Raw genomic sequence first — 13,730 nt, forward strand, 5'->3', positions numbered from 1 at the left:
ATTTTGCACACTATTTATCTGGAATTTCCATGGAAATCAAAGTCAACTTTCTCGACAAGCTGCGACTGGAAGCCAAGTTCGACGACTTCACGGTCATCGCCGACCAGCCCATCCGCTACAAGGGAGACGGCTCGGCGCCTGGCCCCTTCGATTACTTCCTGGCCTCATCGGCCCTGTGCGCGGCTTACTTCGTCAAGTTGTACTGCAATACCCGGAATATTCCGACCGAAAATATCCGCCTCTCGCAGAATAATATCGTCGACCCGGAAAACCGCTACAAGCAGATCTTCAAGATCCAGGTCGAACTGCCGGCGGATATCTCGGACAAGGACCGCCAGGGCATCCTGCGTTCGATCGAGCGTTGCACCGTCAAGAAAGTGGTGCAGGAAGGACCGGAGTTCGTGATCGAGGAAGTCGCGAACCTGGACGCTGACGCCCAGGCGCTGCTGACTTTGAATCCGGCCGCCGACGCGCTGACTTACATCCCCGGCAAGGACCTGCCACTGGAGCAAACCATCGCCAATATGTCGGCGCAGCTGGCGAGCTGGGGCATCAAGATCGAGATCGCTTCCTGGCGCAATATCGTGCCCAACGTGTGGTCGCTGCACATCCGCGACGCGCACTCGCCCATGTGCTTCACCAACGGCAAGGGCGCGACCAAGGAAAGCGCGCTGGCCTCGGCCCTCGGCGAGTATATCGAGCGCCTGAACAACAACCACTTCTATGCGGGTGTGTTCTGGGGCGAAGACATCGCCAACGCGGCTTTCGTGCATTACCCGGAAGAGCGCTGGTTCCAGCCGGGCCCTGACGATGCGGTCCCCGGCGAGATTCTCGACGAGTACTGCATGGGCGTCTACGATCCCGACGGCGAGCTGCGCGGTTCGCACCTGATCGATACCAATTCCGGCAATGTGGAGCGCGGCATCGTCTCGCTGCCGTATGTGCGGCATTCGGATGGCGAGACCGTGTATTTCCCCTCCAACCTGGTCGAGAACCTCTACGCCAGCAATGGCATGAGCGCCGGTAACACCCTGGTCGAGGCACAGGTGCAATGCCTGTCCGAGATTTTCGAACGTGCGGTGAAGCGCGAAATCCTGGAAGGCGAGCTCGCATTGCCCGACGTGCCGCAGGAGGTACTGGCGAAATATCCCGGCATCCTGGCCGGCATCGCGGGACTGGAAGAGCAGGGCTTCCCTGTGCTGGTCAAGGACGCGTCGCTGGGCGGGACCTATCCGGTGATGTGCGTCACCTTGATGAACCCGCGCACGGGCGGCGTCTTTGCCTCCTTCGGCGCCCATCCGAGCTTCGAAGTGGCGCTGGAACGCAGCCTCACGGAATTGCTGCAGGGGCGCAGCTTTGAGGGCCTGAACGATCTGCCCCAGCCGACCTTCGCCAGCGAAGCCGTGACCGAGCCGTATAACTTCGTCGAGCACTTCATCGACTCCAGCGGGGTCGTGTCCTGGCGCTTTTTCAGCGCCAAGGCCGATTTCGATTTTGTCGAGTGGGATTTCTCCGGCAAGGGCAGGGACTCGAATGCCGAGGAAGCCGCGACCCTGCTCGGCATTCTCGAGGACATGGGCAAGGAGGTCTACACGGCAGTGTACGACCAGCTCGGCGCCGTCGCCTGCCGGATTCTGGTGCCAGGCTATTCGGAAATTTATCCGGTGGAAGACCTGGTTTGGGATAACACCAACAAGGCGCTCCTGTTCCGCGAAGATATCCTGAACCTGCATCGCCTGGACGATGACAGCCTCGAGGCCCTGCTGGACCGCCTGGAAAACAACGAGCTGGACGAGCACTCCGATATCGCCAGCCTGATCGGTATCGAGTTCGACGAGAACACCGAGTGGGGGCAGCTGACCGTTCTCGAGTTGAGGCTGCTGATTAACCTTGCGTTGAACGAGTTCGAAGAGGCCCACGAACTGGTGGGCGCCTTCCTGCAGTACAACGACAACACCGTCGAACGCCGGCTGTTCTACCAGGCCTTGAATGTGGTGCTGGAAGTGGAGCTCGATGATGCGCTGGAACTGGACGATTACGTCGTCAATTTCCGCCGGATGTATGGCGATGCGCGGATGGACGCGGTGCTGGGCTCGGTGGATGGCAGCGTCCGTTTTTTTGGCTTGACGCCGACGAGCATGCAGCTGGAAGGCCTCGACAGGCACCACCGCCTGATCGACAGTTACAAGAAACTGCACAGGGCGCGGGCCGAGGCCGCGGCGCGATCGCGTTAAGTAAAAAAGACAACCCGCCTCTCGGCGTAATGCCGTTCAGTTAAGAAGGCCGCTTCGATTCACATCGGAGCGGCCTTTGTTCTTGAGGTCGACGCGCGGGCATGCCCGCCCTACGTTACACAGCGGTCTCGACCAACAATGACGACGGTGGCGCACCGTACGGGGTCATCGAGGCCAATGGCCTCGATGACGGGTTCACTGGGCATGCCCGCGCGTTGTCCTCGCCCGGGGCAGCTCATCCGCGCTTAACTGAACGGCATTACCCGCCTCGGCGGGTTTTTTACCATCGGGCGGCTGCGTGGCTTATTTGCCGTCCAGCTCCACCCCGGTCGCTGCCAGGATAATCGACAGGCAGGTCGTCATGGCCTTCACCATCGGGCCTTTTTCGACATCGATCCACTCGTCGGTCGAGTGCATGCGGCCGAACTTGTCCGGTCCCATGCGTCCGATCGTCAGGGCAGGGATGCCCAGGCTCATCGGCATGTTCGAATCCGTCGAGCTGCCCTTGGTCGCGAACTTGTAGCCGCCGGCTTCGATCGCTGCCTTCGCGCTCTGCACGAAGGGCGAGTCCACTGCGACCATGCCGGCCGGCCGGTCGCCGACCAGCTGGGCGTCGACCGTGATCTTGCCTTCCTTGGTCGAGCGAGCGAAGTTTTCGCCGTCGGCCGCTTCCTGCACGATCTTCAGCATGCGCTCTTCCACCCGCTTGAGTTCGGCGACGGATTCGGAGCGCATGTCGACGTCCATCCAGCCGGACACGGGAATCGAGTTGACCGACGTGCCGCCGCCGATCAGGCCGATGCTGTAGGTGGTCTTCGGCGAGGCCGGCACCTGGATGCGCGAGAACTCGGTCGCCGCCTGGCCCAGTGCGAACATCGGGTTGACCAGGCCGAAGGCGCCGAAGCTGTGGCCGCCCGGGCCCTTGAAGGTGAAGTGGTAGCGCTTGGAGCCGACGCCCAGGTTGGTGACGGTGCCCACGTCCGCCGACTCGACCGAGAAGAAGCTCTTGATCTTGCCCTTGTACTGGCCTTTGGTGAACAGGTGGCGCACGCCGCGCAGGTTGCCCGGGCCTTCTTCGCCGACGGTGCCGACGAACAGGATGTCGTCACGCGTCTTGAGGTGGGCGGCGTCCATCGCGCGGATGAAGCCCAGCAGCACCGACAGGCTCATCGTGTCGTCGCCAATGCCCGGTGCGTACAGCTTCGTGCCTTCGCGTTTCACCTTGCCGTCGGTCCCGGCGGGGAAGACGGTGTCGATGTGGGCCGCCACCACGACGAACTTGCCGTCGCCCCGGGCGCCTTTGCGCACGCCGAGCACATTGCCTTCCTCGTCGATCTTGACGTCGGCCAGGCCCGCGTCCTTGAGCATCTTTTCATAGGCCTTGGCGCGCGCCGCTTCCTTCATGGGCGGCGCCGGGATTTCGGCCAGCTTGATGCCGTCTTCGACGATGCGGCCATGGTCCTTGTCGATGGTGGCCGCAGCGGCCTTGAAAGTCGGGCTGGCCAGCAGGCGCGCAAGCTCGGCGGCGGGGTTGGCATCCTGGGCGCTGGCGCAGGAAGGACCGAAGGCGGCGCCAAGCGCGAGCGCGAGTGCGGACAGGCGCGTTGTAAGCTGTGATGCGAGCTGCATGAAAAGTCTCCGTGTTGATTCTAGTTTGCAAAAACGAACGCGGGCATTCTAGCGTGATGCCCGCGACCTTGCTTAGAACATGTGCATGATGCCGGCTGCGATGCCGGTCTGGTGCGTCTGGTCGAGCGCCTTGGTGCCGCCCTTGGCGAAGGCGCCGTCGAGCTTGTTGAAATCGACTTCCGCGTAGAAATTGGTGCGCTTCGAGAAGTCGTAGGTCATGCCGACGATGAACTGGTCCTTCTTGCCGTCGCCCGCAGCCGCCTTGGCGCTGGCCTTGTTGTTGTAAACCGTGTTGCGGTACCAGGCGCCGGTAATGTTGATCCGCGGGTCCAGCTTCCAGGAAAGGCCGGCCCATTCCCATTCGGCCGTGTTGTCGAGCCCCAGGGTGGCTTGCTTCTCGTTGACATAGCCGAGGGAGGCCGTCACCGCGCCGAAGAGGTAGGCGCCGCCGAGTGCGTAGTGCTTGTAGTCACGGTAGGCGGGGGTCGCCGTGGCGTCGACATTCTGTTTGGCCCTGGTGTACACGGCGCCCAGCCTGACCGGTCCGCGCGCATACACGGCGCCGATGGCGCCCTTCGAGCCATTCGCCGTGCTGCCGGCAACTTCGCCCAGCGCGTAGCCGGCGCGCACCGTGACGTCGCCGACGCGCTTGCTGTACACGAGCGCGTTGCTGTCGCGGGTGCCGGCGGTGGACGACAGGGCATAAGTGATGCTCGGGTAGCGGTAGTTGAACGGGTCGAAGGCCAGGATCGTCTTGTAGGCGATCGTGTACTGGCGGCCGATGTCGATGCTGCCGAAGTCGCCCGACAGGCCGACGCGGGCCTCGCGCTGGAACAGCTGGTTGGAGGTATTGTTCAGCGCGCCAGTCCCGCTGACGAAGCCAAGCTCCAGCACGAAATTGGTCTTCAGTCCGCCGCCCAGCTCTTCGCTGCCCTTGAAGCCGAGGCGATTCGAGCGGAAGGTGCCGTTCGACGACATGGTCAGCTGGCTGTCGCCGGCCGGGTTGACGTTGGTGAGTTCGCGCAGGCCGCCATCGATCGAGCCATACATGGTCACGTTCGATTGCGCCATGGCGTTGGCGGACAGCGTGCCGAGGATGGCAAGCCCGAGTAATTTCATTTTCATTTGTCTCCCCTTTTTATATCGGATGCAGGCGGCTGTGTGCGGAATGCCACACGCTCACCAGTTTGAGTGCGGACAAATGGTATGAAGATTCTTTCCAAATGTAAAATATCTCGGATTGCCAATTTCGATACATTAAGAATATCCAGATGGAGGGGACATGGAGTTGCGGCACTTGCGTTACTTCCTGGTCGTGGCGGACGAAGGGCATTTCACGCGGGCGGCGGAGCGGCTGGGCATGCAGCAGCCGCCGCTGAGCCAGCAGATCCGCGCGCTCGAGCAGGAACTGGGCTTCAGCCTGTTCCGGCGCCATCCGAAGGGCGCGGAGCTGACGCCGGCGGGCGCCACCTTCCTCGCCGAGGCGCGCGCCATCCTGGACAACGTGGACCAGGCCGCCATGCGCGCGCGCCGCGTTGCAGACGGCTCCGCCGGCGCCATAGCGGTGGGCTTCACCAGCTCCGCCGCGGCCCATGCCTTCATCCCGAAGATCGTCCGCGCCTACCGCGAAGCCTGGCCCGGCGTGAGCATCGAATTCAGGGAAGGCAACGCAGCCGAACTGACCGAGGCGATCGCCGAAGGCAAGCTTCACCTGGGCTTCGTGCGCCTGCCCGTCGGCGCTCTGCCCGGTATCGTGTACCAGCGGCTGGTGGAAGAGGAAATGCTGCTGGTGCTGCCGGCGGGCCATGCGTTGCTGCAAGGCCGGCGCGCGGGTGGCATGCCGCTCATCTCCCTCGGATCGCTCAGGGACGAGCGCTTCATCCTGGTCCGGCGGCATGGCGCCCCGGGCATGTATTCCAACCTGATCGACGCCTGCGAGCGCGCCGGTTTTACCCCGCAGATCGTGGCCGAGGTCGATCGCATGCTGACCAATATCAGCCTCGTCGCGGGAGGCGTCGGCATCTCGGCGGTACCGGCATCGATGCAGGGCTTCCATGCCGACAGCGTTGTCTATTGCCGGATCCGGGATGGCGGCCCCGGGCTGTGCGCGCCGTTGACGCTGGTGAGGCGGGAGCACGACCTGTTGCCGGCGGCCCGGCATTTCGTGGACATGGTCACGCAACTGCTCGCATGATCGAAGAAAAGCCGCGTAACACAAACAAGCCGGCCATGTGGCAGGCGATCGGTTCCAATCCCTTCCTGCAGCTCGCATGCGCCATCGCGGCCGGGACCCTGCTGGGCCTGCTCGACCCGGCGCGCGCCGTACAGATGAAGCCGCTGGGCGACCTGTTCATCGCCGTCGTCAAACTGATGGTGACGCCGATCGTGTTTTTCACGGTCGCCGCCAGCCTGTCGACCCTGGACAACCTCCGTCAGGTCGGCAGCATCGGCATCAAGGTGTTCGCGTATTTCGAAGCGATGTCCGCGCTTGCGCTGCTGGCGGGCTTTGCCGCCGCGGCCCTGCTGGCGCCGGGGATCGGCTTCCAGGTCCCCCCGCTGCAGGGCGCCGCACTGCCGGGCGCCGCACTGCCGGGCGCCGCCGCCGTGCCGACGCTGCTGCAGGCGCTTGCACAGGCGCTCGCCAATAGCCGCGTCCTCCAGGCCCTGGTGCTGGCCCTGGCCTGCGGCCTCGCGCTGGCCGGCGGACGCGGCGCGCGCCTGTCGGCATGGTGCGAGCGCCTGTCCGGCTGGCTGTTCAGCTTGTTCAGCCTGGTGTTGAAGGCGGCGCCGCTCGCCACCTTCGGCGCCATTTCCTTCACGGTAGGCAAATACGGGCTGGTATCGGTCGCGTCGCTGCTCAAGCTGGTCGGCACGCTGTATGTCGCGAGCGCCTGTTTCATCCTGGCGGTGCTGGGTCCGATTGCGCGCCTGTCCGGCTTCCGGCTGCTGCGCTTCCTCGCCTACATCCGCGACGAGTTGATGCTCGTGGCCGGCACCGCCTCCTCGATGACGGCCATGCCCCGGCTGATGGAAAAGCTGGAGCGCGCCGGTTGTCCCAAATCCGTCGTCAGCATCGTGCTGCCTGCCGCATATTCCTTCAATCTCAACGGCAGCAACATCTATATTGCCGCGGCCATCGTCTTCCTGTCGCAGGCGCTGGCAATCACGCTCAGCCCGGGACAGTGCCTCGGGATCCTGGCGGTCGCGATGATCACCTCCAAGAGCGCCAGCGGCGTGGCGGGCGCCGCCTTCATCGCGCTGACCGCGACACTGGCGGCGGTGCCGGACATTCCCGAGTCCAGTCTCGTGTTCATCGTCGGCATCGAGCGCTTGCTGAAATGCCGGCCACTGACGAACATCATCGGCAACGGCGTGGCGTGCATCGCGATTTCGGCCTGGAGCGGCACGCTCGACCGCGAAAAACTACGGGCCTGCGTGCCCGGCCCGGATTCCGGGGCATGACAGGAGTAGCGTAATTCCATACGTTTTTCATATCGATCGGCCATATCGGACATATTTTACATATGGTAAGGTCCGATCTATAGTCGGCTTTCCACCATAACCAAAGAGACAGCCGCCCATGTTCAAACCGAAAATCCTTCCGCTTGCCTTACTGATGATGGGCCAGCTTGCCTGCCTTGCGACGGCCAGCGCCCAGCAGGCGGGCAACCGCGACGAGTTCTACTGGCTCGGCGAGATGAACAAGGCCACGGCCGTCATCAATTCCAGCCAGGGCCTGCTGGACAAGGCGGCGGTGCCGCGCATTGCCGCCGGCATTGCGAAGGTCATCAACGACGGCAACCAGCCGGGCGGAAAACGCCCGTCGACCGTCATTACCTTCGAGCCGCTGCTGATCCAGGCCGACGGCATGGAGGTCACCTTGCTGCATGCGGGCCGCTCGAGCCAGGACATGCACGCCACTTACCGTGCGGCGATCCTGCGCGACGACATGCTGAAGCTGGCCGAGCAACTGAACAAGACGGCCGCCACCGTCGTGCGCCTGGCGGAGAAGCATGCCAACACGATCGTGCCCAACTACACCAATGGCGTTGCAGCCCAGCCGAACAGCTACGGCCATTACCTGCTCGGCCACGCCGCCGGCCTCGAGCGCGATGCGCAGCGCATCCGGGAGGCGTACGCGCGCCTGGATCAATCCCCGATGGGCACCACCGTCCTCAACGGCACGAGCTGGCCGCTGGACCGGACCAGGATGGCCGATTACCTCGGGTTTGCGGCCATCGCGGACAATGCCTACGATGCGCACCAGATCGCGGCGGTCGATCATCCGGTCGAGGCTGCTTCCATCGTCACCAGCATCGCGCTCCATGCCGGCAGCTTTATCGAAGACGTGATGACGCAATATGCGCAGCCGCGTCCGTGGATCCTGCTGAGCGAAGGCGGCGGCAATACCTATGTGTCCAGCGCCATGCCGCAAAAACGCAATCCGGGCCTGCTCAATTCGACGCGTCGCAATGCGTCGGCAGCCATCACGCTGGCGATGGGGCCTGTCATTGGCGCACACAACATCCCGCCAGGCATGGGAGACGCGAAGGAAGTGAAGCCGAACAAGGAGATGGTCAACAGCGCGATCAAGGTTTTGCAGGATTGGGACAAGATCCTGAATGCCCTGGTCATCGATCCGGAACGTGCGCTGGAAGAACTGAATAGCGACTGGACCGCTTCGCAGGAGCTGGCCGACGTGCTGATGCGGAAATACAAGCTGCCATTCCGCGAAGGGCACCATTTTGCATCCGACATCGTCGATTACGCCAAGGCCAACAGGATCCGGCCGAGCGATTTTCCATACGCCGAGGCCAAACGCATTTATCGGGACGCCATCAAGGACCAGGGCGGCGCCGAACTGCCGATGAGCGAAATGGAATTCCGCGCGACCCTCGACCCTGTTTCCATCGTCCACAACCGCGCCACCGTCGGCGGCCCGCAGCCGGCCGAGATGGAGCGCATGCTGAAAGCGGCACGGCAAAAGCTGGCGCAGCAGGACGCATGGACAAAGGAAAGGCGCGCCAGGATCGCGTCTTCGCTGGCCAGGCTCGACCATGATTTCGATACACTCCTGACGCATCATTGACAGCGGATGGCGCACGGATCCTGAAGCCCGATCCTGAGGCCCGATCCTGAAGCGCAACGCCCGCTCGCGCGGAACCTTTGCCGGTCCGGGCGGTCGAACGACAGGAAACCCCGGGCCTTCGGAGGCAGGACGATGCGTCTTTTCAACGTGCCGGCAAAGCCGGCCGCCACAAGCGGGCGCCGGCTGTTCTACCGGCATCGGCTGCCGATCCGTGTCATGCACTGGATTAACGTCGTCAGCTTCTTCCTGATGCTGATGAGCGGGCTCGGCATCTTCAACGCCCATCCGCACCTGTACTGGGGCACGCATTCCGACTTCGATGCGCCGCTGCTGTCGATTACTGCCCGGCCCGGACCGGACGGCGCGCCGCACGGCGTGACGCAGGTCGGCACGCACGCCTTCAGGCATGCCTTCAATACGGACGGCGTGCTGGGTGCTTCGCATGAGGAGGGCGCGGCGCAGCAGACCGAACGCGCCTTCCCTTCCTGGGCCACGATCCCGGGCCGGCAATACCTGGCGACGGCGCGCAACTGGCACCTGTTCTTTGCATGGGTCTTCGTGCTCAACGGCATTGCGTACGTGATATTCACGCTCTTCAGCGGCCACCTGCGGCGTGACCTGCTGCCAAGCAAGGCCGAGCTGCGCGGGATTGGCGGTTCGATCAGGGAGCACCTGCTGTTTCGCCATCCGGCAGGGGAGGCCGCCCGGCGCTACAACGTGCTGCAGAACCTCAGCTACCTTGCCGTGATCTTCGTCCTGCTGCCGCTGGTCGTACTGGCGGGCCTCGGCATGTCGCCGCGGCTGGACGCCCTGTTCGGCGGCTGGGTCGGGATCCTGGGCGGGCGCCAGTCCGCGCGCACGCTGCACTTCGTGGCGGCCTTCTGCCTGCTTGCTTTTGTCGTCGTGCACGTGTTCGAGGTGATCGTCAGCGGGCTGTGGAACAACCTGCGCTCGATGATCACGGGCTACTACCGCCTGCCCGAGGACGAGCGGGCGGACGAGCACCAGCACGAGCACCAGCACGAGCACCAGCGCGAGGAGCCGGCGCCATGATCGCGATCGCGCGCCGGCGCTTCCTCCGGCTGGCCCTTGGCTCGGCCTTGCCGGGGGCGCTGGGCGGCTGCGATCGCCTGGCGGCCAGCGATTCCTTCAACGGCATGCTGCGCAACGCCCAGTTCCTGAGCCAGCGCGCGCAGGCGCTGCTGACCGGGGCCGGGGCCATGGCACAGGAATTTACCGAAGACGAGGTTGCCGACGAGTTCCGCAGCAACGGTACGGCGATGCCCGACAGCAGCCTGTACCGGCAGCTGCTGGCCGGCCAGTTCCGCGCCTGGCGGCTGCGGGTCGGCGGACTGGTCGCGCGGCCGGCACAGTACAGCCTGGCCGACCTGCAGGCGATGCCGTCGCGCACGCAGATCACGCGCCATGACTGCGTCGAGGGCTGGAGCGTGATCGGCAAGTGGACCGGCGTGCCGCTGCGCGCTGTGCTGTTGCGGGTGCGGCCGCTGCCGGCGGCGCGCTACGTCGTGTTTCATTGCGCCGACCCGATGGACGGTTCGGATGTGGAGGCACCGGGGTCGACCTATTACGAAAGCATCGACCTGGTCGAGGCCGGCCATCCCCAGACCATCCTCGCCTATGCGCTCAACGACGCGCCGCTGCCGGTCAAGAACGGCGCGCCCTTGCGCCTGCGCGTGGAGCGCCAGCTCGGCTACAAACAGGCCAAGTACCTGATGCGGATCGATCTCGTGGAGCGCCTGGAGTCTGTTCGGCGCGGCAAGGGAGGCTATTGGGAGGACCTCGGGTACGAGTGGTATGCGGGGATCTAAGCTCGGCACGGGCCCGGGTTCAGGTCGCGCCCGCCGCCGAGTTATAATTAACTCATCATTCCCTGCCGCGCTTGTCCCGTCCGGAAAGCGAGCGACCCGAACCCATGCACTACGCCCTCGCTCCCCGTACCTTCCTCTTCAGTCACTACTTCTACACCGGCCTGCGGATCGCCACCGGCATCGTCGGCCTGACCTTCCTGACCTACGCCATCGCCGACCTGCCGACCGCGATGGCCGTGGCATTCGGCGCCCTGTGCACCAGCCTGATGGACATGCCCAGCCCGCTGCGCCACAAGTTCAACGAAATGCTGGCCGGTGTGCTGCTGTGCTCGGTGGTGGCGCTGCTGGTCAGCCTGGCTTCGCAAGTGGAGTGGGTCCTGCTCACCGTCATCGTGCTGGTCTCTTTCCTTGCCAGCATGATGGTGGTCTACGGCAGGAAGGCGATGCCGCTGCAGTTCGCGGCGCTGTTCGTGATGATGCTCTCGAGCGAAGCGCCGGCCACGCCCTTGCAGGCGCTGCGCCATGGCGCCCTGTTCTTTGCCGGCGGCGCCGGCTACATGACGTATGCCATGGTCGTCGTGTGGATGTTGCAGCGCCGCCTGAAGCAGCAGGTGCTGGCCGAAGCGCTGTATGAACTGGCGGCATATACAAGCATCAAGGGCGGCTGCTATGACATGGCCATCAGCTTGCCGGCCCAGATGGAAAAGCTGGTACGCCAGCAAAGCACGCTGGCCGAGCGGCAGCAGGCATCGCGCGACCTGATCCTGCGTGGCAAGCCGGCGCCGGACGAGGCCATCCTGGTGCAGGTGCACTACGCCATGTTCGACCTGTACGAACTGGTCCTGTCGACCCACACCGATTACGGCGTACTGCGCCAGCATTTCGCCGACGGCCCCATTTTGCCCCTGCTGGGCGACCTGATCGGCAAGGCCGCGCGCGACATCGAAGCGGTGGCCTACGCAATGACGCGCAACCAGCCCTCGCGCCCGGAGATCGATTACCGCGACGAGCTGCGCGCGCTCGAGGAAATGCTGCGCGCGCTACCCTCGGGCGAGGGCGGGGCCTTCGAGGCGCAGGCGGTGCTGCGCGCCACCTCCAACAAGATCCGCGAGGTGATCGCGATGATCGCGCGCCTGCATGCCGCCAGCCAGGCGTCCCGGGGCGCGCTGCCGCTGGTGCCCCATACGGACATGACGCCCTTCCTCACCCAGCAGCGCTTCAGCATCGGCATCCTGCTGGCCAACCTGCGCTGGACCTCGCCGACCTTCCGCTTCGCGCTGCGGGTGGCGATGGCGATTTCGGTCGGCCTCGTCTCGGCCGACTGGCTGCCCTACAAGTCGCACGGTTACTGGACGGCGCTGACCATTGCCGTGATCCTCAAACCGAGCTTCAGCTTTACCCGCCAGCGCCGCGCCGACCGCCTGATCGGTACCCTGATCGGCTGCATGATCACCGCCGTGATCCTGCACTTTGTCCACTCGCCCGTCATCCTGATCGGCTTCCTGTTCGTCGCGACCGCGGCCGCGCCCGCATTCCTGTCCATCAAATACCGCTACACCGCGATCGCCGCGAGCGTGCAGGCCTTGCTGCTGATCGGCTTGACGGTGCCGCATGGCGCCAACGCCATCAGCGAGCGGCTGCTGGACACGCTGCTCGGCACCGTGATCGCCACCTTCTTCAGCTACGTGCTGCCGAGCTGGGAGTACCAGAACCTGCCGCGCCTGGTCGATGCGGTACTCGACGCCAACCGCAAATACATCGACGCCGCCGCCGACTTGCTGCTGAGGCGTACCGGCGACGACGTCGGCTATCGCATCAGCCGCAAACGCTTCATGGACAGCCTCGCGACGCTCAGCGCGGCACTTGGCCGCATGCTCGACGAACCGGCGGACAAGCAGCGCGCCCCGGACGAACTGAACCGCTTCACGGTGCAGAACTACCTGCTGGTGGCCCACATGGCCGCGCTGCGCCTGCTGTTGCAGCGCTACGCGGAGAACCTGCCTGCCGCGGAGGTCGAGGCCGCGCTCGAGCGCATGTTCGGCGAGGTAAGGGCCAGCCTGGGAGCGGCGCCTGGCGCTGGACCGGCGTCGCCTGACGGGCGGACGGTCTGGATCGCGCAGTGGCCGGGATGGGCGCCGCTGCAGCGGCGCTTGAGCTTGCTGCAACACGATGCGGTGCAGGTGGCGCAGAGCAGGGCTGCGATCGGGGATGTCCTTGGGCGGACATGACACGGGCATGTCCGCGGGCCTTGCGCTCCCTGTGAAACCAGCAGTGTTAAACTCCCGCCCTTACATCGACGTTTCAAAAGCCATGACGAACAAAAAACAGCCCCCATCGGGTAAACCAGCCGGCGCCCCTGCAGGACGCCCGGAAAACCCCTTCATCGACGGCGGCTTCTACGACCGCGTGCGCGATTACACCGAGCGCGATGCAACCTTCTCGAAAGAGATCAAGGCGATCGCCGACCGCGGCGCCGGCAAGCAAGGCACGGATGCGCGCTTCGCGCCATCGCTGGAACTGCTACGCGGCGTGGTCAAGAAAGGCGTTTCGCTGGACGAGATGCTGGGCCGTATCGTCAAGGGCGCCGAATCCGGCCTGTGGGAACCGTGGCTGGCCGCGTTCGGGATCGAGCTGCGCGGCGTCAGCTACGACAAGTCGGGACCGCGCAACGCCCGGCTGGCGCTGGACATCAGCCTCGGCGCCAAGGCCAATCCCCTGTTCGCCAACGCGGGCGTGCGCAACTGGCGCAGCCTGGTGGCGGAAGACTGCGCCCAGCTGCAGGTCGAGAAGCCGACCGAGCAGGCGCCGGCGAAGGCCTGGGCCATCTTCTTCCTCGACGCGGCAGAGTAAGCCCCTCGCGGCGGAATGACCCAAGCCCACTCCGGTGGGTAATGCCGTTCAGTTAAGAAGGCCGCTTCGATTTACATCGGAGCGGCCTTTGTTCTTGAG

The 13,730-nt window shown here is 64.6% G+C and carries 10 protein-coding genes; 8 read left to right on the forward strand and 2 right to left on the reverse strand.

Features of this window, described 5'->3' with window-relative positions; translation table 11 throughout:
* The first annotated feature begins 29 nt into the window (after positions 1 to 29).
* The gene (locus AC1MEM_RS14830) at positions 30 to 2,234 is read left to right on the forward strand and encodes an OsmC domain/YcaO domain-containing protein (RefSeq protein ID WP_499471645.1); all 2,205 of its coding nucleotides are present in this window, start codon (positions 30 to 32) and stop codon (positions 2,232 to 2,234) included.
* A gap of 303 nt (positions 2,235 to 2,537) precedes the next feature.
* On the opposite strand, the gene AC1MEM_RS14835 is transcribed toward AC1MEM_RS14830, so the two are convergent.
* Both AC1MEM_RS14835 and AC1MEM_RS14840 read right to left on the reverse strand, forming a co-directional pair.
* Positions 2,538 to 3,863 (reverse strand): M20/M25/M40 family metallo-hydrolase, encoded by a 1,326-nt coding sequence (locus AC1MEM_RS14835; protein ID WP_499471647.1) that lies wholly within the window; start codon positions 3,861 to 3,863, stop codon positions 2,538 to 2,540.
* A 72-nt stretch (positions 3,864 to 3,935) separates the two neighbouring features.
* On the reverse strand, positions 3,936 to 4,988 hold the full coding sequence (locus AC1MEM_RS14840; protein ID WP_499471649.1) for a porin: 1,053 nt from the start codon (positions 4,986 to 4,988) through the stop codon (positions 3,936 to 3,938).
* 157 nt (positions 4,989 to 5,145) lie between these two features.
* Between AC1MEM_RS14840 and AC1MEM_RS14845 the strand changes: the two genes are divergently transcribed.
* From AC1MEM_RS14845 to AC1MEM_RS14875, 7 genes are all read left to right on the forward strand, one after another.
* Positions 5,146 to 6,057 carry a LysR family transcriptional regulator gene (locus AC1MEM_RS14845; protein ID WP_499471651.1) on the forward strand — a complete coding sequence of 304 codons (912 nt, stop codon included), beginning with the start codon at positions 5,146 to 5,148 and terminating at the stop codon, positions 6,055 to 6,057.
* On the forward strand, positions 6,054 to 7,325 hold the full coding sequence (locus AC1MEM_RS14850; RefSeq protein WP_499471652.1) for a cation:dicarboxylate symporter family transporter: 1,272 nt from the start codon (positions 6,054 to 6,056) through the stop codon (positions 7,323 to 7,325). Before AC1MEM_RS14845 ends, AC1MEM_RS14850 begins: the two co-directional genes overlap by 4 nt.
* A gap of 118 nt (positions 7,326 to 7,443) precedes the next feature.
* On the forward strand, positions 7,444 to 8,952 hold the full coding sequence (locus AC1MEM_RS14855; protein ID WP_499471653.1) for an argininosuccinate lyase: 1,509 nt from the start codon (positions 7,444 to 7,446) through the stop codon (positions 8,950 to 8,952).
* 132 nt (positions 8,953 to 9,084) lie between these two features.
* The gene (locus tag AC1MEM_RS14860) at positions 9,085 to 10,005 is read left to right on the forward strand and encodes a cytochrome b/b6 domain-containing protein (RefSeq protein WP_499471655.1); all 921 of its coding nucleotides are present in this window, start codon (positions 9,085 to 9,087) and stop codon (positions 10,003 to 10,005) included.
* Positions 10,002 to 10,781, forward strand: coding sequence for a molybdopterin-binding protein (locus AC1MEM_RS14865; RefSeq protein ID WP_499471657.1), 780 nt, complete (start codon positions 10,002 to 10,004; stop codon positions 10,779 to 10,781). The genes AC1MEM_RS14860 and AC1MEM_RS14865 overlap by 4 nt, the downstream gene beginning before the upstream one ends.
* Positions 10,782 to 10,885: 104 nt before the next feature.
* Positions 10,886 to 13,009, forward strand: a complete 2,124-nt coding sequence (locus AC1MEM_RS14870; RefSeq protein WP_499471659.1) for an FUSC family protein — start codon at positions 10,886 to 10,888, stop codon at positions 13,007 to 13,009.
* Positions 13,010 to 13,091: 82 nt separating this feature from the next.
* Positions 13,092 to 13,631, forward strand: a complete 540-nt coding sequence (locus AC1MEM_RS14875; protein WP_499471661.1) for a hypothetical protein — start codon at positions 13,092 to 13,094, stop codon at positions 13,629 to 13,631.
* Positions 13,632 to 13,730: the final 99 nt, after the last annotated feature.

The organism is Telluria sp. AIW5, assembly GCF_056680575.1.

Coding starts and splice junctions, on each gene's coding strand:
- AC1MEM_RS14830 (WP_499471645.1), top strand. CDS start 30: ATGGAAATCAAAGTCAACTTTCTCGACAAGCTGCGACTGGAAGCCAAG.
- AC1MEM_RS14835 (WP_499471647.1), bottom strand. CDS start 3,863: ATGCAGCTCGCATCACAGCTTACAACGCGCCTGTCCGCACTCGCGCTC.
- AC1MEM_RS14840 (WP_499471649.1), bottom strand. CDS start 4,988: ATGAAAATGAAATTACTCGGGCTTGCCATCCTCGGCACGCTGTCCGCC.
- AC1MEM_RS14845 (WP_499471651.1), top strand. CDS start 5,146: ATGGAGTTGCGGCACTTGCGTTACTTCCTGGTCGTGGCGGACGAAGGG.
- AC1MEM_RS14850 (WP_499471652.1), top strand. CDS start 6,054: ATGATCGAAGAAAAGCCGCGTAACACAAACAAGCCGGCCATGTGGCAG.
- AC1MEM_RS14855 (WP_499471653.1), top strand. CDS start 7,444: ATGTTCAAACCGAAAATCCTTCCGCTTGCCTTACTGATGATGGGCCAG.
- AC1MEM_RS14860 (WP_499471655.1), top strand. CDS start 9,085: ATGCGTCTTTTCAACGTGCCGGCAAAGCCGGCCGCCACAAGCGGGCGC.
- AC1MEM_RS14865 (WP_499471657.1), top strand. CDS start 10,002: ATGATCGCGATCGCGCGCCGGCGCTTCCTCCGGCTGGCCCTTGGCTCG.
- AC1MEM_RS14870 (WP_499471659.1), top strand. CDS start 10,886: ATGCACTACGCCCTCGCTCCCCGTACCTTCCTCTTCAGTCACTACTTC.
- AC1MEM_RS14875 (WP_499471661.1), top strand. CDS start 13,092: ATGACGAACAAAAAACAGCCCCCATCGGGTAAACCAGCCGGCGCCCCT.